A 19,641-nucleotide genomic window follows, 5' to 3' on the forward strand; every position below is an offset into this window, starting at 1 on the left:
TTTGTGCTAAATTGGTGCTTTGAGATTTGGTTTGAAAGTAGGTTATTTTAGTGGATAACGATGTTGAAAACAATCAATTAGAAGAGCAACAACAATTTGCCGAGTCAGAAGCAGCCAAAGGACAAATGTTAAAGGGATCGGCCTGGATGACGATTGGAAGCATTTTGTCACGAATCCTCGGGGCATTGTACATTATTCCCTGGCGGTTGATTTTTGGGGCGGCCTTGTTTCCAATTGCAAACTCCCTCTACACCCAGGGTTACAATATCTATAGTTTCGTTTTAATTGTGGCGATTGCCGGAATTCCGTCTGCCATTGCCAAACAGGTGGCACATTACAATGCGTTAAATGAGTATGGAGTAGGAGTCGAGTTATATAAAAAAGGGGTAATTCTCTCCGTTTTAATGGGTGTGATTAGTGCTCTAATTCTATGGTTTGCTGCTCCGATTTTAACTAACGGGGATCCAAATGTGATTCCGGTCATCCATTCGTTAGCTGGGGCCGTTTTAATCATTCCAGCGATGAGTTTGACGCGAGGGTATTTTCAGGGATACGGTGATATGGCTCCGTCTGCCATTTCCCAATTTATCGAACAACTAGCCCGAGTGATTTACATGCTTGCATCTGCGTTTATCATTTTGCGAGTGGTGCACGGCAGCTGGGTCACGGCGGTATCACAATCAACCTTTGCGGCCTGTGTCGGAGCCGTCTTTGGGTTTTTAATCCTAGGTTGGTATTACTGGCGTCGCCGTCACTATTACCGGTCGTTGGTGGCTAATAGTGATCACCAATTACAGGTGCCGACAAAGCAGTTGTATCGAGAAATTATTAGTCAGGCGGTTCCCTTTGTTATTTTGGGAGCTGGAGTGACGATCTTTTCTTTGATTGATCAATTTACTTTCTTTGATATCATGCGATTAGCAACGAATTTTTCTGAACGAACCCTTCAGGTTGATTACGCCGTTTTTGCCGGCAATGCGAATAAGTTAACCATGATCGTAATTTCCTTGGCATCTTCGTTAGCCATTACGGTAGTTCCGCTTCTGTCGACGGCCTTTACCAAACGCAACATGCAAATGATGCGGGATCAGTTGTCTAATACCATGATCCTATTTGAATTTGTAATGTTACCTGCTTCTTTGGGAATGGCGGCCGTTGCTGGTCCCTTAAACCGGACTTTTTATGGGACTGCTAACATGAACTTTGGAAGTAACGTGTTGACCTTTGCGGCTATCGCAGCGATTCCAATCGGGTTATTCGTGGTGACTTCGGCAGTTATGCAGGGGGTTTCTCAGAACCGGCGGGCAGTGAAGTACTTTGTAATTGGAACGATTGCCAAGGTAATTACCCAGTTCCCATTGGTATACTGGTTTGGGGCCTTTGGAACCTTAATGTCGACCGTAGTTGGTTTTACGGTTGCAAACGGTCTAATCATTTACTCCTTAAACCGCGATTTTGGCTTTGAAGTTAAGCAGCTGTTAAATGATTCTGCGAGCTTACTGGGATATTCTTTAATTATGTATGCCATCACGTTAGTTGCCGTGTATGGGCTTAATTTCCTCGTCGGCTTAGTTGCGAACCCATTTAGTTCTTTAATAAGTTTAGTCGTAACGGCCGTAGCCGCTCTCATTGGAGCCAGCGTGTACATGTACTGTACTTTAAAGAGTCGCTTGGCCGATGAAGTTTTAGGAGCTCGAGTAGCTCGGTTACGAACCATTTTTCATATCAGTTAAAAATAAAAACCAACGTCTTGGCGTTGGTTTTTATTTTGATTGCGTTCCTTCTAGGCGATCGCCGTCAGGGGCCGTGTAAATTCCGTTAATAATAATTTCAATTAAACTAAAGATGAGGCCACTTACCGGGAAGAAGCAAATGGCAATGGCCGTGACAATGATTAAAGTAGGGAATTTCCAACTGGTCAAGAAGCGGTAGCTCATGGTGTTTTTGATTTTACGCATCCCCACTTGATCATTTTCATTTTTCATTTCGCTTATGATTACTTGACATAAAAAGAGATAGGAGAGGTTCCAAGCGGTAAAGAACAGAAGGTAGAATAATTGGGGAGCTACGCTATTCATAAACTTTCCGACCCAGGCGGAGGCTACTGGAATTAAAGACATTGTAAATAGCCAAAGGTTGTTAGCCCAGTAAATGCGTTTGGTGACTCGTCTGACCAGGTAAAAAATGTAGTGTTGGTTGTACCAAGCAACGCCAATAAAGGCAAAACTGACGATGTAGGCAAATAATTCTGGGATGCCATCAAAAATTTCGTAGAAGTGCGGGGTGTTGGGAACTTTAAAATCTAAGACCATGATGGTAATGATAATTGCGACAATCGCATCGGTGAGAGCTTCAACTCGTGATTTTTTCACCGTACAAACCTCCAGTTAAAATGTAATTCTTCAATTGAAAATTATAGCATAATTTGATCTGCTTCAAATTCCCAAATAAAAGTGATTGGTAAAATAAGCGTGCTTTATTTCCCGTTGGGGAATTGGTATGATTAAAATAATTATTTTAGGTTGGAAAATTAGGCATCAGTGGAAGTTTTCTAGGAGTTGATTAAAATTAAGCAATATTACATCGTAGATCAATCATTACTACCGGAAATGTTTGGCAAGGTAATCGCTGCCCGTCAGTTACTAGAGGAAGGTAAGGTTGCAAACATTAGTGAAGCGGTAAAAGCGGTTGGCATCAGCCGGGGAAGTTACTATAAGTACAAAGACATGGTGTATTCGACGGATGATTCGAGTTGGAACCGCAAGGCCGTGATTGCATTAATGTTAAACGATCGCCCAGGGGTCCTGTCCCAACTTTTAAAACAGGTGGCAGATAGTGGTGCCAGTATCCTAACGATTAACCAAAACATCCCCATCCATCAGATGGCTAGCGTGGTAATTTCGTTAGATTTGACCCACATTACAATTACGATTGATGAATTACTAACCAAGTTTAAGCAGGTTGAAGGGGCCAGTCAGGTTCGCTTGGTTTCCATTGAATAATCAACTTTGAGCAAACAAAAAGCGGTTGAAAATAATTTCAATCGCTTTTTTTGATGCTTTAAGCTTGGTCATCAACCACTAATAACGACTTGATGGCTTTTCGTTGATCCATTGCGTCGTAAGCTTCTTGAATTTGATCTAATGTAAATTGCTTGGTAAAGACCTTGCCGGGGTTAATCTTACCGTCTAAGACGGCTTGTAAGAGTTCTTCTCTGTCGTAGGTAGTAACAGAAGCAATTCCACCCCGCAAACCAGTGTTGTTGTAGAACAATTGGTTGGTGTTCATTTCGGCTTTTTGCGGAATCCCCACTCGTCCGATTACGGCACCGGGACGAACCAGTTTAGTGGCTGTATCGACGGATTGTTCCGTTCCGACACATTCCAGCACGGCATCGACACCACTACCAGTTAGTTCCATTACGTGTTTAACGGCTTCGTCACCACGTTCTGGAACAATATCAGTTGCCCCAAATTCCTTGGCTAATTTTTGCCGGTCTTCGTGACGACTCATGGCAATGATTCGTTTAGCGCCACGCAACTTAGCAGAAATGACTCCACACAGACCAACGGCTCCGTCACCCATGACAGCAACCGTATCGCCTGGCTTTACTTCGGCTGTGACAGCAGCATGGTAACCAGTGGCCATGACGTCAGATAAAGTGACAAATGAATTTAACATTTCTGAAGAGTAGTCAGATGGTTGGCCAGGAATTTTTACGAGGGCCCAGTTAGCATTGATAAACCTGAGGTATTGGGCTTGGTAACCATTGATACTACCAGTTTCTCGGTTCAAACAATTTCCGTCAAAACCAGCTTTACAAGCGGCACAATGCCCACATCCATGGGTAAAAGGAGCGATAACAAAGTCACCCGGTTTAACGTTAGTAACTTCAGAACCAACTGATTCTACAATTCCGATTCCTTCGTGTCCCGTTGGAGTTCCACTTTCTCGCTTGGAAATGCCCCGGAACCACCAGAGGTCAGAACCACAAACACTGGCACGCACGATTTTAATGATGGCGTCCGTTGGTTTTTGAATTTTTGGTTTCGGCTGATCTTCGATCCGCATTTCGCCAGGTTTAATAAACGTAGCTGCTTTCATAATAATTCCTCCGTAATTTTAGTTGTAGTTATACTACGTCAATTAGTTGTCAAAAGCTAATTGGTAAACTACTAAATTAAGTATAGCGGGCGTTTCAGTAGTTTGCGAATATTTTGTTTTGCGGTTGACAGAAATTCTAGTTGGGGGGCCTAACTACGCTAAAATCGGTTGACAAATGTAATAATTCGTTTAAAATGATAACAATTTATTTTTAAAAACGGAGGGAATGTTATGGAAGAGATTAAGTTGCAAAACGTTTACTTTGCTTATCCCGAAAAGCCGACGCCTGTGTTTACCGATTTAAACCTGACCTTTAATGCTGATTGGAAGCTCGGGTTAATTGGTCGTAATGGTCGGGGGAAAACCACCCTACTGAAATTAATTGCGGGAAAGCTGCATGGCAGTGGGACGATTAATAGTCGACTTGCATTTCAGTTCTTTCCGTTTCCAGTTACTACGGAGAAAACGGTCAGGGAGTTATTTACGCAATTAGGACAGACCCCCATTTGGCAGTTGAAACGGGAGTTATCGCTTCTGGGATTGTCTCCGACTCTTTTAGAACGGGAATATCAAACTCTTTCTGGCGGAGAAAAAACAAAGGTGCAACTGAGCATGTTATTTGCTGATGATACGACCTTTAAGCTGATTGATGAGCCAACTAATCATCTAGATCAATTGGGGAACCAACAGGTTATTGATTATCTACAACAAAAACAAGGCTTTATCTTAGTTAGTCATAATGCTTTTTTACTTGATCAGGTTTGTAACCACATTTTAGCGCTCGAAAAGACTGGGGTTGATTTATATCATGGTAATTACCATGCATTTAGAGAACGACGCCAGTTAGCTGAACAAGAACGACAGGCGACGAATGGCAAAATTGACCACCAGATCGCTCGGTTGGAAAAAAGTGCGCGGCAAACCAAACAGTGGTCGCAGAGTAAGGAAAACCAAAAGTTTAACCGGAAGGGCGATCCGAACCAGAAGGTAATGGATCGGGGCATGATGGGCAATCGTGCGGCCCGGATGATGAAAAAGGCTAAAGTAGCAGAACGTAAGCGGAATCAGGCAATTAAGCAGCAAGTGGCCCTGAAAAAAGAAGTTGAAACGGTGGAACCGTTGGAGCTAAAGTTTCCCCAGTCAGGAACTGAAACTTTGTTACGCTTGAACTCGTTACACCTCGGTTATGGGCAACGATGGTTGTTTGCCCCAGTCTCTATAACGGTTAAGCGCGGAGATGTAGTGGGAATTACTGGTCCAAACGGGCAGGGGAAAACCAGTTTATTCCAAGCAATCAGCGAAACATTTGACGGCCAACAAGCGGGTGCATTACAACGGGCTCCTCATTTAACGATTAGTGCTTTATTTCAAAGTTATCATCATACTGAAACAATTCCAGAGTACATTGAGAACCTGGGATTAGATCGAGAACTGTTTTTGAGTAACCTGCACAAGTTAGGAGTCGCTAGAACCGATTTCAATAAGCACATTGACCAAATGAGTGCCGGTCAACAAAAACGGGTCGAACTGGCGCGTTCGTTGTCCACTTTGGCAGATCTCTACCTGTGGGACGAGCCACTAAACTATCTAGACGAATATAACCGCCGTCAATTAGTGGAATTAATAACGGATAGTCGGATGACGTTGCTGGTCATTGATCACGATGCCGAATTTATCCAAACGGTTGCGAGTCACATTTTACAGCTGCAACCGAATCATTAAATGGAGAATGAAAGTGAAGATCAAACCAATTAAACAAGTGGCGGTGAACGACTTAGCTAGTTCAGTTGCCACTCAGGCCTTTAGCATCTATACGGTTTGGTACATTGCCAGTCATCTGCACAACCAGAGCTTAATTTCACTGCTAGGAGGTCTAGAATTATTAACGGTAGTTCTTGCTCCCATCGGTGGAGTAGTGGCAGATACTTGGTCTCGGGTTAAGATTATGCAAATAATTAGTGTGCTTCGAACTGGGCTATTGTTTGCCTTCGTATTGCTGCTAATTTTCACCCAGCAATTAAATTATTTGTTGCTTGCAACTGGAACGGGACTTAGTATTCTAGCTGCTTTTTATAGTCCAGCAGTTGAAGCAATTATTCCGGATTATGCTAATTCAGAGGATGAACTGGTTCAAAACAATACAATTGTGAACGTTGCCAACCAAACGGCCACGATTACGGCTTCTGTGGTAGCGGGACTTTTTACTTTTTTGCCAAGTAATCTGATTGCATATGGATTACTGTTGCTATTATTGGCACTGGCAACGATTAGCATCTTACGGTTACAAGACCATTCGCACCGCCAACCAATGACAAATCCGTGGTCTAATTTTCGGTTGACCAAACTAGGCAGCGAATTTCGTGCCATCGGGAAAATTCCGGTGATTAAGGTTTTATTGCCATATGCAATTATTTTGAATCTGAGCTTTTGGACCTTTTGGTTTTTAACCCCATTGTACTTAACCACCTACTTACATCGTTTTCGCATTGCCTTTTCGCTACAAGAACTGTTGATTGGGGTGGCAGCGATTAGCTGTGGAATTGTAGTGGGCAAATATACTAATTTATTGGCAAGGTTGATTCGTTATTATCCCGTCTTTTTGCTGTTTCAGGGCAGTGGATTTGTAATCTTTTTTTTGGTAATGCAAATAACCACCAACTTGCTAGTTCAAATTGTAAGCTTCTGTCTGGCTTGGATTTTGTATGGGGTCTTTAACTTCTTAACCGGACTCATGTTTATCACGGCCGTGCAAAGGAAGTTGCAGCCTAACCAAATGGGGAAAACACTGGGAACGATTTTCTCAATCTTTGGGATTTTAGCCCCATTAGCATCGTTAATTACCGGGGTGATTCACCAACCAACGACTCCGTTAATGTTGGGATTAGTCTGCCCAATGATCTTGGTTCCACTATTGATGTTGTTTGATCGCCGGGTAAAACGGGCTTTGCAGGCTTAAAACGAAAGAGAGCCGTCCGAGTATGGATGACTCTCTTTATTATTGTGATTAAATTAATCAGCTTGGTGCTCATGCATGAACCGTGGCAACGCTTCTGAAATTTGGTGTGGTAAAACTACGTACTGCTGCTGAGCCAGTTGATCCGCAATGGCACTGTGGCTGTACACTGCCGCCAAAACTGCTTCATTAACGTTGTGGAACTGAGCGACAAACCCACTGATGATGCCGGCCAGGGTATCGCCCATCCCACCGATTGCTTGCGCGGGAGTCCCAGTGGTATTTTGAAAGGCCCCCATCGGGGTGAAAACCTCTGTTTGTGCAGATTTAACCACGGCAATTAGGTGTGAATTATTGATTGATAGTTGGTTGTACGCTTGCTGGTTGGTTTTTGGATTTTGGTCCGCTAATTTTACTCCCGTCAGCCGTTCCCATTCCATCTGATGAGGCGTCAAAATGATGGTAGCCGCTGGAAGTGGGATTTTTTCTTTGGCAATCAAAGTTAGGGCTGATCCATCAATTAATAACACCTGGTGGGAAGAAACCAGACTAAACACCAACTTAATTAGCTGAAGGTCCTGGTCATCCGTTCCTAATCCAGAACCTAAACTAATCACGTCCATCGTGGGCAGTAGCTGGTTTAAATGCATTTGATCTTGATAATCAGCAAACATGGCTTCTGGAACCCAATTATGTAAACTTGTCTGATTGCTAGGATCCGTAAAGGCTGTGGTTAGACCTGCGCCAGCGTAAACAGTTCCTAAGGTACTCATAATGATAGCGCCTCCGAAGTTTCGGTTGCCCCCGATTAGAGCTACTTTACCATAGGTTCCCTTAAAGCTCTTTGTTGGCCGTTTGCGAATTACTTTTGGTAGAATTGATGCTGTAATTAGTTTCATTAGATTCACCTCGCAGCTATTATAGCATTATCGCGGCCGATTCATGATAGGATAGAAGATAGAATAAAGAAGATTGAGAAAGGATGATCACACATGACAGATTGGAAAGCTACCGCTGCCAAGTATCAAGATCAATATTTAGCGGATTTGAAACAACTCGTAGCGATTGATAGCTCGCGTGATGTTGAAAACCAAACGGATGAATTTCCACTTGGTCCAGGTCCAGCTCAGGCGTTAAATCAGTTTTTGCAATTTGGGGAACGAGATGGATTTACCACTAAAAACATTGATAACGTAGTGGGCTACATTGAGTACGGAACTGGTGATGATTATTTTGCTATTTTAGGGCATGCTGATACGGTTCCCGCTGGAAATGGCTGGGATACGAATCCCTTTGAATTACTGGTCGAAGATGGTCAAGCAATTGGTCGGGGAACTTCCGATGATAAGGGTCCAGCGTTGGCTGCTTACTATGGCTTACGAATTCTTAAGGACCTTGGCATTGAACCAAAACTGAAAATTCGGTTGATCATTGGGACTGACGAAGAGACCAATTGGACGGGCATGAAGCGTTATTTTGAAACGGAACCCGCTCCAACTGCCGGTTTTTCTCCTGATGCAGAGTTCCCGTTGATTAACGGAGAAAAGGGAAACGTAACCTTTGAAACTCATTTTGACGGAGCGAGTGCCATTGCGGAGCAACAATTGTTGTCATTTAATGCTGGGTTAAAGGAAAACATGGTGCCGCGAGACGCAGAAGCTTTTGTAACGATGGAAGATCCCGATACTGTTTTACAGGAATTTGATGCTTTTATCGGTGATGCCCCAATTAGTGGATCGGCTAGCATCATTGGTAAGCAGGTTCATTTTGAAGTAGTCGGAAAAGCGGCTCACGGAATGGAGCCACGGAACGGAATTAACGCCGGGACTTACCTAGCAATGTTTTTGAAGCAACTGCCTTTAGATCAAACGGGAACGAATTTCATTCGCTTCATTACGAATAATTTGCACGATGATTCCCGGGCGCGACAACTCGGACTTCAGTTTACCGATGAAACCATGGGGGATTTAACCATGAACGTTGGGTTAATGACCTATGATGCTGAAACTGGGGGATTAGTCAACACAAACTTCCGGTATCCCAAGGGAATTGGACCGGACGAAATTCAACGGCAATTAGAAAAAGCCGCTACTCCATATCAAGCGACGGTGACGCAAACTAACGATATGGAACCCCACTTTGTTCCAGCCAATGATCCATTAGTTACAAACCTGATGGATGTTTATAAGGAACAAACGGGACAAACCAACGCGCAACCAGAAGTAGTCGGTGGGGGAACGTTTGCTCGTTTAATGGAACACGGGGTTGCCTTTGGGGCGTTATTCCCAGGAACCACGGATACAATGCACCAAGCAAACGAATTTCAACCGATGTCTGATCTGCTGTTAGCCATGTCGATTTATGCGCAAGCCATTTTTATGGTGACTAAATAAATTATAAGGCAGTAGTTGACATCGATAGTGATTCGTTATACTGTAAAGACAATTTAAAGAACGAAACGACGGAAAAGTTGAGTATGAAATTCAAAATCACAGAGAGTCTCCGGCTGGTGCGAGGAGATGATGGCGGATTTCAGAAGATGGACTTGGAGTCATTAGCGGTGAATCATGAGCCGCTAACGGAGTGGTGGTCGTTATTACCACAGGGTTTTAGCTAGTGAATGGCTGTAACTCAACGAGGCTGGTGTAGTGATGCACTAGTAAACTAAGGTGGTAACGCGAAGCATTCGTCCTTTTGACTAAGGATGAATGCTTTTTGTTTACAATCATGAAGGGGGAAGCAGGAATGACAAAAACAACGCGTCGATTAGTTTGGCTGGGAATTTTAATTTTTATTCTAGTAATGGGATATTTTAGCTTCTTTCGGGGTACCAGTGAACAAAAGAATACGATTAACGTTGGCATTATGGCTGGTTCTAAAGCAGAACAGCAGATTTGGGATTCAGTTGCCCAAACGGCAAAGCAAAAATATGGATTAACGGTTAAATTTCAACGTTTTACGGATTACAGTCAACCGAACACAGCCTTGGCCAATCACAGTATTGATGTCAATGCCTTTCAAAATTATCCCTTCTTAGATTTGTGGAATCAAAAACACCATGATCACATCGTGGCGGTAGGTGATACAATCATCGAACCAATGCGGATTTATTCTCACCAAACCAAACGGGTTGCTGATCTTCCCAATGGAAGTACCGTAACGGTTCCAAACGATGCGAATAATGAATCACGAGCGTTGTTTGTGCTTCAAAGTGCCGGACTTTTAAAACTAAAACCAAACACGAAGCTTGCTGACGCTCGCTCAATTATTGCTAATCCGCGGAATCTACAAATTAAGGAAGTTGATGCTAGTCAGACAGCCCGTTCCCTAAACGATGCAGGAGCAGCAGTGGTGAACGGAAACTACGCTCAGGCTGCTTCGCTAGATCCCCACCAGGCGATTTTTACCGAACCATTTGACCATCATTCTAAGCAGTGGATTAATTTCATTGCTGCTAACCGAACAGATCGCAATGATCCGCGGATTAAAAAGCTAGTGAAGGCTTACCAAACTAAAAAGACGGCCGCTAAAATTAAGCAGGTATCTGGGATTAACCAGGTGCCGGCTTGGAATCTGAACTTGAAGTAGAAAGGATGAATTAACATGGATGCAGCAGCAAAAGTACAAATTTTACGTGATTTAATTCAAATTCCCACTGTCAACGGGAACGAAGCCGCAGTGAGTGATTACTTGGCTCGCCTCTTACAACAACATGGGATTGCCAGTCGGGTTCAACCCATCACAGCCGACGGCAAACGAACCAATTTAATCGTAGAAATTGGGCAAGGTCAAACGGATCAGGTTTTTGGCTTTACCGGTCATCAAGACACGGTAGCAGTTGGGGATCAATCTGAATGGGACCATGATCCGTTTGCGGCGACCGTTGTGGGAGATAAGTTATACGGACGGGGTGCTGCAGACATGAAGAGTGGCTTGGCTGCGGAAGTGTTGGCAGTAATTGAATTAGCAGAGCATCCTGAGTTAGTTCCTGGGAAGGTACGACTTTTGATTACGGCGGGAGAAGAGTATGGTGCGCCTGGAGCCTATCAAATCAAACCCGAATTGTTAACCGACTTGGATGCCTTAGTGGTAGGAGAAGCAACTGACGGCAACGTTACCTATGCTCATTCTGGCAGCTTTAACTACCGGATTGTCAGCCGGGGAAAAGCGGCCCACAGTTCGGTGCCGACCCAGGGAATTAATGCGATTCAAGGGCTGGTGAAGTACATTGAACAAGAAGGCCAAATCTTTGCAGAGCTACCAGTTGATCAAACGTTGGGCAACGTTCAGCACAGTGTGACCGTCATTCGCGGTGGTGATCAAGTTAACACCATTCCAGATGCGGCTGAATTACTTGGAAACGTCCGCCCCACTTCAGCCTTTGGTAACCAAGCGGTACGGGCTTTACTCCAGCAGACAGTTGATCAGTTAAATGAAACAACAGATTATCAACTGGAGTTACAGGTCATCCATGATTTTTACCCAGTGGAAAGTGATCCGAACGCCTGGTTAGTGCAAAACGCAGTGGCAACGTCACAGGCTAGCTATCCGGATCGTAAAATTCACGCCGGCATTGATAATGGAGCTACCGATGCTAGTGTCTTTGTAAAACAGAATCCCGATCTTCCAGTGGTTGTTTTAGGCCCAGACAAGGCAGGGACTTCGCATCAACGAACAGAACACACCACCATTAGTAGCTTTTTAGCAACCATTAACGTTTATCGCGATTTAGCAACCCGCTTTTTTGCTCAGAACTAAAAAGGAGAGCATCACTAGTCATTGATTAACTAGCGGTGCTCTTCTTGGTTATGTTAATGTTTTTAATTTTTCGTCAACTTGTTGCAGAATAACTCCGACGTTTTGTGGATCTTTTAGATCATAGGTCTGAAGGTCAATTTTCATTTTAGGACTAACGTCATAGTCTGCATACCATTGTCGGTAGGCTTGCCACATCTTGTGATAGTAAGCTTCCAGCTCTGGATTATCATCGAACTGCTCGTAATCACGCCCCCGTTTTTTAATCCGGTACAAGATGGTTGGAAAATCAGCATCTGCATAAACTAAGAGATCTGGTCTTTGTTTGGGCATCTCATTTAATTCACTCATCATGTTATCTAACAGTTTGAGGTAGACGGAGAGTTCGATGTCAGAAATGTTGCCGGCCGCGTTATTTTCCTTAGTAAACAAGGCATCTTCATAAATGGAGCGGTCTAGAACGTTGTTGTCATCAGCAAGCGCTTTTTTGATCATGGAAAAACGCTTGTTCAAAAAGTAAATCTGCAGTAAAAATCCGTATTGTTTGGGGTTTTGGTAGTAAAGGGGGAGAACGGGGTTGTCTCCGACCGGTTCGTAAAATGGTTTCGTTCCAAGGTGTTCGGCAAGCTTGCCCGTTAACGTTGTTTTACCGACACCAATCATTCCAGCAGTAATTATCACCATAAAGAGCTCCTTCATCTATAATAAGATTAGTATAGCACGCCCGTGAATTTCGAGAAAATAGCGGAGTCAGTTTGTGAGTTATGGTATCCTAGTAATAATTCAATTTAGTGATGGTAATTTAATGAAATGGGTGGATATAATCGCAGTTGTCATTGGCTGCTTGATAATGGGCCTTAGTGCTTTTTTCGGTGGCCGACTACGGGTCGGGATTTTTCTGTTAGGTGCTGGGATTGGAATCCAAGCCCTCATCATCCCGCTCGTTGTTTTTGTATGCCAGCGCTATTTTAGCCATCCAGAAAGGGATGAAGAACAACCACATGATCAGTGATATTTGGCAGTTTATGAAGCGCCTGCTGGTGTTCATTTTATTAGTGGGTTTGGTGATTGTAGTTCCCGTGCCAATGCTATTTTTGCAACATTATCATTTTCACACGGGAGTGGTAATCGGAATAGCCGTGGGCTACATCGCTTTGTATTTAATTTCCATTTGGTTAGCCTATAAGGCATACCGATCGGTCTGGCATCAGCCAAACGGTAAATTAACTAAAGCTAATTGGAAATTCATCGTGGTGTCACTGTTTGAAATTTTTGCGGTGGAAATTGTAATTGGAATAGTGGCTCAGTTGTTGCATTTGCCCGCTGGCAGCGAAAATAACCAAATTATTTACCAGCTATTAGCAAGTAACCCCATTATTTTAATTTTGATGAGTTTGGGAATGGTCTTTTTAACGCCCATGCTAGAAGAACTAGTTTTTCGTGGATTTTTAATTCGCGGAGTATTAAGTTGGGCGCCCAGCTGGTTAGCTATGATTATTAGTGGGATTGTTTTTTCTGCGGGACACGCAAGTTCTAACTGGCTCAGCTTTTTGGTTTATGCGGCGATGGGAGTTATTTTAGCACGAGTCTACTTGAAGACTAACCGAATTCAGGATTCCATGACCTTACATTTTCTCAATAATTTATTGGCAACAATTGTGATGGTGATTTCCATTCTGGGAAACGTTCATTAGAGAAAGGATGATCAATATGGACATTACAGACTTTACCTATTACCAAAATTTAAAAAACCGTTTAACCAAGGTTCAGGCCGAAATGCAAGAAGAGCAGGCGGATTATTTAGAGCAGATGGGGAACATGGAACAACTTTACAACGATTATGACGTTGAAACTACTGAACAACTGGCAAACTGTTTGAATCACGGAGATGATGACCAGTTTAGTGCAGAGATTGAAACGGCGTTGACTAGCCATGATCGAGATTTCTTGCTGGAAAATGTGCAGACGTTAAATCCGGCGGAGGCCCAGTTGATGAACTCAATCAAAGCAGAAGCTGATGACGTAGCCACGGAGTTAGCCAAGGTAGAAAAATTTTATCGTGAGTTTGCACTACCAATCTTGGGGCGGCTAGACAATAATCGGATGGTTCGAGTAGAAAAGATTACGACCGCTGGAAATGATAGTGATACGATTGTGGAAATTAATTATTTTTCCACGTTTGACGATTTTAAAGAAGATTTTAACGGGGCGGCATACGTTGGGGAAACAATCGAGCAACGGTTGCAGAATCAAAAACCAATTAGCGTGATTATAACGGAGCAAAATTATCCTAACGAATATGACGTGACGGTAATGACGGCATTAGAGGAGGATTAACATGGTAGATAAGCGTGATTACAAGTATCCGGATACCCAGGCCTATGATCAGGTGATTGAATTTTTAAATGAAAACGGAGTGACCGTGCGTGATATTTCGAAGGTGACGTATAACTTGCAAAAACAGTTTATTAACATTCCCAGCATGGAATACGTTGATAAGATCGTGATTGACGTGTTGCACAAGCGGGAGGTTTTAAACAACGCCCTGGTGGGGATGGAAATTGACCGGTTGGCAACTAATCACCAACTTTCAGAACCACTCCAAAGCATCGTGGAACACGATTTAGGGGTATTTGGGGTCGATGAAACGCTTGCTTTAGGAATTGCTAACATTTACGGTACGATTGGAATTACCAACTACTGTGGCTTAGATACTAATAAGCAAGGCGTTGTTAAAGAACTTGATCAAGAACAATCGCGGGTAACCACCTTTATTGATGATATCGTAGGAGCCGTTGCAGGAGCTGCTTCTGCAAAGATTGCCCACGAAAATTCCTAATTAAAAAAAGGAGCAATGTCAGTGCTGACATTGCTCCTTTTGATTAGTTAATTTCACTGCGGTACAGGCCGACGACTTTCCCCAAAATGGTACAATTATTGAGGATAATGGGAGCCATCGTGTCATTTTCGGGTTGCAACCGGAAATGATCGCTTTCCTTGTAGAAACGTTTACAGGTTGCTTCTCCTTCATCGTTCATTGCAATTACAATTTCACCGTTTTCAGCATTAGGCTGCCGTTTTACGATGACTTGATCACCATCGAGAATACCGATGTTAATCATACTTTCTCCACTAATGGTGAGCATAAAGAGATCGGTTCGTTGTCCCTTTAGTTCGTCTGGAATTGGGAAATAGTCAGTAGCCTCTTGAACGGCTAGGATGGGTTCTCCGGCAGCCACTGTTCCTAACAGGGGCATCTCATTTTCACTAGAGTGGGGTTGAATCCCTAGGGAACGAATTCCGTCTTCAGTGATTTCTAGTGCTCGCGGTTTTGTAGGGTTTTTGGTAATGTATCCTTTTTTCTCTAATCGGGATAAGTGACCATGAACGGTTGAAGTGGAAGAAAGCCCAACGTATTTTCCGATTTCTCGGACGGTCGGGGGATAGCCGTGATCAAGAACATTATCATAAATGAACTGTAAAATTGCTTGTTGCTTTGGGTTTGACTGCGAAGACATGTGAACACCTCAAATTCGTTTAGTAGCAATGATTTTAGCGTACCATAAAAATGATAGTTTGCAAACGTTAGTTCGCCTGGTTTCTATTTTATTATTGTTGATTTCATGCTATCATTAAGGAAAACTAAAAAGGGAGTGGCAAAATGGCTGATGATGAAAAGTTAAAAGAGCTAATTCCACGAATTAACGAACTAGCTAACAAGGCCAAGGCAGAGGGATTAACTGATGCAGAAATGGTCGAACAAGAAAAATTACGTAAAGAATACTTGAAACGGTTTAAATCTAACTTCCGGACGCAATTGGAAATGACCCAACTGTACGATAAGGATGGTAATGAAGTAACGCCTGAACCAGTGAAAGAGGTTCAACGCAAAAAGAATCTGCGTGACGATTAAACACTAACTATTCGGAAAGAAGGAAATTAGATTGGCAACTTGGATTTGGATTTTACTTGTAATTTTAGCCCTTGTAGCAGGAGCAGCAGGAGGTTTTTTCATCGCGCGAAAGTACATGGAAAAGTACCTCAAGGATAATCCGCCAATTAACGAAGAACAATTAAAAGCGATGATGTTACAAATGGGACAAAAGCCATCTAAGAAGAAGTTGAATCAAATGATGTTGGCGATGAAACGCAACGCTAAATAAAGAAAAAACCACTATTTAGTGGTTTTTTTCTTAGGATCTTGATAGACATAATTAGGATTAATTTCGTTATCTAATTTAGTGAAAGCGGCGGCCATTTGGGTTTCAATTTTGGCCTGCTCTTCGTCGTTTAGTTTGTTGTCTTTGCCAACGTAAATGGGATCACCAAAGTTAATGTGAACTCGTTTACGGAAAAAGACTTGTTTGAGGGTTAAGGGTCCTTGGTACACAACGGGTACCATTGGAACTTGAGCCATTTTAGCAATTAAAGCAGCTCCACCCTTTAATTTGGTTGAATGTCTAGTTCCGGACGGAAAAACAACTACGGATAAGTTGGTTTTTTTAAGAATCTTGATTGGTCGTTTAACCACCGAAATTCCAGGATTTTGTCGGTTGACTGGTTCAACGTTACATTTTCTTAGGCCCCAGGCGACAATAGGATTTTTAAACAGTTCCTTTTTAGCTAAAAAATAGAAGTGTTTGGGGAGTAGCACGGTAGCAAAGAACAGCATGTCAAACCAAGTTCGGTGGGGAGCAATTAAAACGTAGTTGCCCTCTGGAACGCGATTTTGGTGTTGAACGTCCGGTCTGCCATTAAAGATGATAATGATCCATTTGATAATTGAGAAAGCAAACGAATAAAACAAGCTTCTCATCCTTTCTATATTCAATCTAAAATAAGCCTTCAATAGTATACCATGTTTTGCAAGCAAAAATGATTAGGAGAAAATTGATGAAAGAAGTAGGTCTGCGTCCCGGCGAACGAATTGATCGGTTGTATAGCAACCACATTCAGATTATTCAAAGCGATGAGGTGTTTGCATTTTCGCTAGATGCCGTTTTATTGGCTGCCTTTGCAGACGTTAAACGTAGTGCTAAAGCCCGGATCGTGGATTTGTGTGCTGGAAATGGAGCAGTGGGGCTCTTTTTGAGTCAGAAAACGCACGGACAGATCACAGAAGTAGAAATTCAAGCACGGTTATGTGACATGGCACACCGAAGCGTGCAATTGAACCAGTTAGAAAAACAGATTGCCGTTGTCCATGCTGATTTAAAGGATAGTTTACAGTACTTTGCAAAGGAATCGGTTGATGCGGTGACTGTTAATCCACCGTATTTTCCTGTGCAAGCGACTAGTAAGAAGAATCCGAATCCGTACCTAGCAATCGCTCGGCATGAATTAAAAACTAACCTAGATGAGGTAATCGCAACTGCGAGTGCGCTTTTGAAAACCGGAGGGAAACTTTTTTTGGTGCACCGACCGGACCGGTTACCGGAAATCTTAGCCAAGTTACAAGCGAACCGTTTGGCCCCAAAGGAACTTCAATTTGTTCAACCACGAGCTGATCAAGATGCAAACATGGTGTTGATTGCTGCACGCAAGGACGGACAAGTAGCGGGGCTGAAGGTTAAACCAACCATCGTCGTTTACGATGAAGGTGAGTATACCCCTCTAATTCAGGAGCTTTTGTATGGCAACCGCTAAGCAATTTTATTTTTATGTGTTACTCTGCGAAGATGGTTCTTTTTATGGTGGGTTTACGACAGATGTGGCTAAACGGTTTCATACTCATCAACTGGGCCAAGGTGCTAAGTATACGAAGGTACACCGCCCCTTGAAAGTTCTATATACTGCTACCTTTGATACCAAACGAGCTGCACTACAAGCCGAGTACCAATTTAAACACCAGTCACGTTCTCGAAAAGAACAATATTTACGCGCTCGGGGAATTTTACCAGCTCAGTGGAATTTGCCGGACAACTAGGTTGTTTTTTACTGGTGATGCTTGTATAATATAAAACGGTGTTAAATTACTAATACACACCCAAAACGTTTTTCCTAGCAGTGCTCAGTTTGAGTTCTAGGAATAATTTTGGGGAGGAAAAACTATTTTAATGGAGGCTAATTATGGCTGTAGTTACAATGAAACAATTATTGGAAGCTGGGGTTCACTTTGGACACCAGACCCGTCGTTGGAATCCTAAGATGGCTAAGTACATCTTTACCGAACGGAATGGGATTTACATCATCGACTTGCAAAAGACGGTTAAGCTTTTGGGAGTTGCTTACAACTTCATGAAAGATTCCGCTGCTGATGATGCTGTGGTTTTATTCGTAGGAACCAAGAAACAAGCTCAGGACTCTGTGGAAGAGGAAGCTAAACGAGCTGGTGCATTCTACGTTAACCACCGGTGGTTAGGGGGAACTTTAACTAACTGGAACACCATTCAAAAACGGATCAAGTACTTAAAAGACTTGAAGAAGATGGCTACAGATGGAACTTTCGAACGGCTTCCAAAGAAAGAAGCTTCATTATTAGCTAAGCAAACTGAAAAGCTGGAACGTTTCTTGGGTGGGATTGAAGACATGCCTAAGGTTCCAGATGTAATGTTCATTGTGGATCCACACAAAGAACAAATTGCTTTGAAAGAAGCTCAAAAACTGAACATTCCAGTAATTGCAATGGTTGATACTAACACTGATCCAGATGGAATTGACTACGTAATCCCATCAAATGATGATGCCATCCGGGCGATCCGGTTGATTACTTCTACGATGGCTGACGCTATCATCGAAGGTCGTCAAGGTGAAGATGATGTTAGTGAAGCATCCTTCGAACAAAGTGACGAAGCACCTGCTTCTGAAAACGAAGAATAATTAATTACCTGGCTGACTCTGTTTAGACCACTTCGGCCTAGGCGGGTCAGCTTTTTAAATAAAAGGAGTGCTAACTTATGGCAAAGATTACTGCTAAACAAGTAAAAGATTTACGGGATAAAACTAGTGCCGGAATGATGGATGCTAAAAAAGCTTTAGTTGAAGCTGACGGTGACGAAAAGAAAGCCATCGAAATCCTGCGCGAAAAAGGGGTTGCTAAGGCCCAAAAGAAGAGTGGCAACACTGCTGCTAACGGATTAACTCAGGTAGCTACTGATGGTAACAAGGCTGCTATCGTGGAAGTTAACTCTGAAACTGATTTCGTGGCTGCTAACGACGACTTCAAAAACTTGGTAGACGCCATTGCTAGTGCCGTTGCTTTAGAACAACCGGCTGACGTTGACGCTGCTTTGAAGTTATCTTTAGGTGATGACACCGTTGAAGATGCCATCATTCACACCAGCCAAATTACTGGTGAAAAAATCACGCTTCGTCGGTTTGAAACAATGACGAAAACTGATGACCAAGTCTTTGGTAAATACCTCCACAACGGCGGTGAAATTGGTGTTTTAGTTAAATTGGATGGTGCAAACGCCACCGTTGCTAAAGACGTTTCCATGCACGTTGCTGCTGAAAATCCTGAATTCTTAACTCAAGATGATATTTCAGCAGAACGCTTAGAACATGAAAAAGAAGAGTTAAAGAAGGAAGCCTTAAACGAAGGTAAGCCGGAAAACATCGTTGAAAAGATGGTTGCAGGTCGGTTACACAAGTTCTTAGCAGGGATTTGTTTAGCTGATCAACCATTCGTTAAAGACCAAGACCAGACGGTAGCCCACTATGTGGAAGCTAATGGTGGTAAGTTACTTGCTTTTGTTCGTTACCAAGTTGGTGAAGGAATCGAAGAAGCAACCGAAGCTGAAGCTGAATAATGTTTTAATTAAAGACTAGCAATTGCCGTTGCTAGTCTTTTTTTCTGCCATCGCTGAGTCTGTTGTTAAACTGCGATG

The 19,641-nt window shown here is 42.9% G+C and carries 22 protein-coding genes and 1 other annotated feature; of the genes, 16 read left to right on the forward strand and 6 right to left on the reverse strand.

Features of this window, described 5'->3' with window-relative positions:
• Positions 1-50: 50 nt before the first annotated feature.
• Positions 51-1,733 carry a putative polysaccharide biosynthesis protein gene (locus M3M39_RS04190; protein WP_420842994.1) on the forward strand — a complete coding sequence of 561 codons (1,683 nt, stop codon included), beginning with the start codon at positions 51-53 and terminating at the stop codon, positions 1,731-1,733.
• A 30-nt stretch (positions 1,734-1,763) separates the two neighbouring features.
• Here M3M39_RS04190 and M3M39_RS04195 read toward each other — a convergent pair whose 3' ends face one another.
• Positions 1,764-2,372 (reverse strand): TMEM175 family protein, encoded by a 609-nt coding sequence (locus M3M39_RS04195; protein WP_252796627.1) that lies wholly within the window; start codon positions 2,370-2,372, stop codon positions 1,764-1,766.
• 195 nt (positions 2,373-2,567) lie between these two features.
• On the opposite strand from M3M39_RS04195, the gene M3M39_RS04200 reads away from it, so the two are divergent.
• On the forward strand, positions 2,568-3,002 hold the full coding sequence (locus M3M39_RS04200) for an ACT domain-containing protein (protein WP_252797966.1): 435 nt from the start codon (positions 2,568-2,570) through the stop codon (positions 3,000-3,002).
• A gap of 58 nt (positions 3,003-3,060) precedes the next feature.
• On the opposite strand, the gene M3M39_RS04205 is transcribed toward M3M39_RS04200, so the two are convergent.
• Positions 3,061-4,104: a zinc-dependent alcohol dehydrogenase family protein gene (locus M3M39_RS04205; RefSeq protein WP_252796628.1), complete on the reverse strand. Its 1,044-nt coding sequence runs from the start codon at positions 4,102-4,104 to the stop codon at positions 3,061-3,063.
• A gap of 231 nt (positions 4,105-4,335) precedes the next feature.
• Here M3M39_RS04205 and abc-f point away from each other — a divergent pair, with 231 nt between their 5' ends.
• Together abc-f and M3M39_RS04215 are read left to right on the forward strand one after the other, a co-directional pair.
• Positions 4,336-5,826: a ribosomal protection-like ABC-F family protein gene (gene abc-f, locus M3M39_RS04210; RefSeq protein ID WP_252796629.1), complete on the forward strand. Its 1,491-nt coding sequence runs from the start codon at positions 4,336-4,338 to the stop codon at positions 5,824-5,826.
• 13 nt (positions 5,827-5,839) lie between these two features.
• On the forward strand, positions 5,840-7,060 hold the full coding sequence (locus M3M39_RS04215; protein ID WP_252796630.1) for an MFS transporter: 1,221 nt from the start codon (positions 5,840-5,842) through the stop codon (positions 7,058-7,060).
• 53 nt (positions 7,061-7,113) lie between these two features.
• Here M3M39_RS04215 and M3M39_RS04220 read toward each other — a convergent pair whose 3' ends face one another.
• Complete coding sequence (locus M3M39_RS04220; RefSeq protein ID WP_252796631.1) at positions 7,114-7,956, reverse strand: NAD(P)H-hydrate dehydratase; 843 nt, start codon at positions 7,954-7,956, stop codon at positions 7,114-7,116.
• 93 nt (positions 7,957-8,049) lie between these two features.
• On the opposite strand from M3M39_RS04220, the gene pepV reads away from it, so the two are divergent.
• The 3 genes from pepV (at position 8,050) to M3M39_RS04235 (ending at position 11,815) form a co-directional block, all read left to right on the forward strand.
• Complete coding sequence (pepV, locus tag M3M39_RS04225) at positions 8,050-9,450, forward strand: dipeptidase PepV (protein ID WP_252796632.1); 1,401 nt, start codon at positions 8,050-8,052, stop codon at positions 9,448-9,450.
• Between the two features lie 59 nt (positions 9,451-9,509).
• Positions 9,510-9,754 (forward strand) — a binding site (T-box leader).
• A gap of 48 nt (positions 9,755-9,802) precedes the next feature.
• The gene (locus tag M3M39_RS04230; protein WP_252796633.1) at positions 9,803-10,645 is read left to right on the forward strand and encodes a MetQ/NlpA family ABC transporter substrate-binding protein; all 843 of its coding nucleotides are present in this window, start codon (positions 9,803-9,805) and stop codon (positions 10,643-10,645) included.
• A 15-nt stretch (positions 10,646-10,660) separates the two neighbouring features.
• A complete protein-coding gene (locus M3M39_RS04235; RefSeq protein WP_252796634.1) occupies positions 10,661-11,815 on the forward strand; it encodes an ArgE/DapE family deacylase in 1,155 nt (384 codons plus the stop codon).
• A gap of 48 nt (positions 11,816-11,863) precedes the next feature.
• Here the strand turns inward: M3M39_RS04235 and M3M39_RS04240 are convergent, their stop codons facing one another.
• Positions 11,864-12,496, reverse strand: a complete 633-nt coding sequence (locus M3M39_RS04240; protein ID WP_252796635.1) for a deoxynucleoside kinase — start codon at positions 12,494-12,496, stop codon at positions 11,864-11,866.
• Positions 12,497-12,813: 317 nt separating this feature from the next.
• On the opposite strand from M3M39_RS04240, the gene M3M39_RS04245 reads away from it, so the two are divergent.
• Genes M3M39_RS04245 through M3M39_RS04255 form a run of 3 tightly spaced genes read left to right on the forward strand, consistent with a single transcriptional unit; the run spans position 12,814 to position 14,651 of the window.
• Positions 12,814-13,506, forward strand: coding sequence for a CPBP family intramembrane glutamic endopeptidase (locus M3M39_RS04245; protein ID WP_252796636.1), 693 nt, complete (start codon positions 12,814-12,816; stop codon positions 13,504-13,506).
• A gap of 16 nt (positions 13,507-13,522) precedes the next feature.
• A complete protein-coding gene (locus M3M39_RS04250) occupies positions 13,523-14,149 on the forward strand; it encodes a hypothetical protein (RefSeq protein ID WP_252796637.1) in 627 nt (208 codons plus the stop codon).
• A 1-nt stretch (position 14,150) separates the two neighbouring features.
• Entirely contained in the window at positions 14,151-14,651 is a 501-nt protein-coding gene (locus M3M39_RS04255) for a phosphatidylglycerophosphatase A family protein (protein WP_252796638.1), read from the forward strand.
• 43 nt (positions 14,652-14,694) lie between these two features.
• Here M3M39_RS04255 and lexA read toward each other — a convergent pair whose 3' ends face one another.
• Positions 14,695-15,330, reverse strand: a complete 636-nt coding sequence (gene lexA / locus M3M39_RS04260) for a transcriptional repressor LexA (protein ID WP_252796639.1) — start codon at positions 15,328-15,330, stop codon at positions 14,695-14,697.
• A gap of 143 nt (positions 15,331-15,473) precedes the next feature.
• Here lexA and M3M39_RS04265 point away from each other — a divergent pair, with 143 nt between their 5' ends.
• Together M3M39_RS04265 and M3M39_RS04270 are read left to right on the forward strand one after the other, a co-directional pair.
• A complete protein-coding gene (locus M3M39_RS04265; protein WP_252796640.1) occupies positions 15,474-15,725 on the forward strand; it encodes a DUF896 domain-containing protein in 252 nt (83 codons plus the stop codon).
• Between the two features lie 31 nt (positions 15,726-15,756).
• A complete protein-coding gene (locus tag M3M39_RS04270; RefSeq protein ID WP_252796641.1) occupies positions 15,757-15,975 on the forward strand; it encodes a YneF family protein in 219 nt (72 codons plus the stop codon).
• An 11-nt stretch (positions 15,976-15,986) separates the two neighbouring features.
• Here M3M39_RS04270 and M3M39_RS04275 read toward each other — a convergent pair whose 3' ends face one another.
• A complete protein-coding gene (locus M3M39_RS04275) occupies positions 15,987-16,628 on the reverse strand; it encodes a lysophospholipid acyltransferase family protein (RefSeq protein WP_252796642.1) in 642 nt (213 codons plus the stop codon).
• Between the two features lie 77 nt (positions 16,629-16,705).
• On the opposite strand from M3M39_RS04275, the gene M3M39_RS04280 reads away from it, so the two are divergent.
• The 4 genes from M3M39_RS04280 to tsf all read left to right on the forward strand — a co-directional run bounded on the left by M3M39_RS04280 (position 16,706) and on the right by tsf (position 19,563).
• A complete protein-coding gene (locus M3M39_RS04280; protein WP_252796643.1) occupies positions 16,706-17,458 on the forward strand; it encodes a tRNA1(Val) (adenine(37)-N6)-methyltransferase in 753 nt (250 codons plus the stop codon).
• A complete protein-coding gene (locus tag M3M39_RS04285; protein WP_252796644.1) occupies positions 17,445-17,738 on the forward strand; it encodes a GIY-YIG nuclease family protein in 294 nt (97 codons plus the stop codon). The genes M3M39_RS04280 and M3M39_RS04285 overlap by 14 nt, the downstream gene beginning before the upstream one ends.
• Before the next feature lie 143 nt (positions 17,739-17,881).
• Positions 17,882-18,631, forward strand: a complete 750-nt coding sequence (gene rpsB, locus M3M39_RS04290; protein ID WP_252796645.1) for a 30S ribosomal protein S2 — start codon at positions 17,882-17,884, stop codon at positions 18,629-18,631.
• Positions 18,632-18,708: 77 nt separating this feature from the next.
• The gene (gene tsf / locus M3M39_RS04295) at positions 18,709-19,563 is read left to right on the forward strand and encodes a translation elongation factor Ts (RefSeq protein ID WP_252796646.1); all 855 of its coding nucleotides are present in this window, start codon (positions 18,709-18,711) and stop codon (positions 19,561-19,563) included.
• Positions 19,564-19,641: the final 78 nt, after the last annotated feature.

The organism is Fructilactobacillus hinvesii, assembly GCF_024029435.1.
Lineage (GTDB): Bacteria > Bacillota > Bacilli > Lactobacillales > Lactobacillaceae > Fructilactobacillus > Fructilactobacillus hinvesii.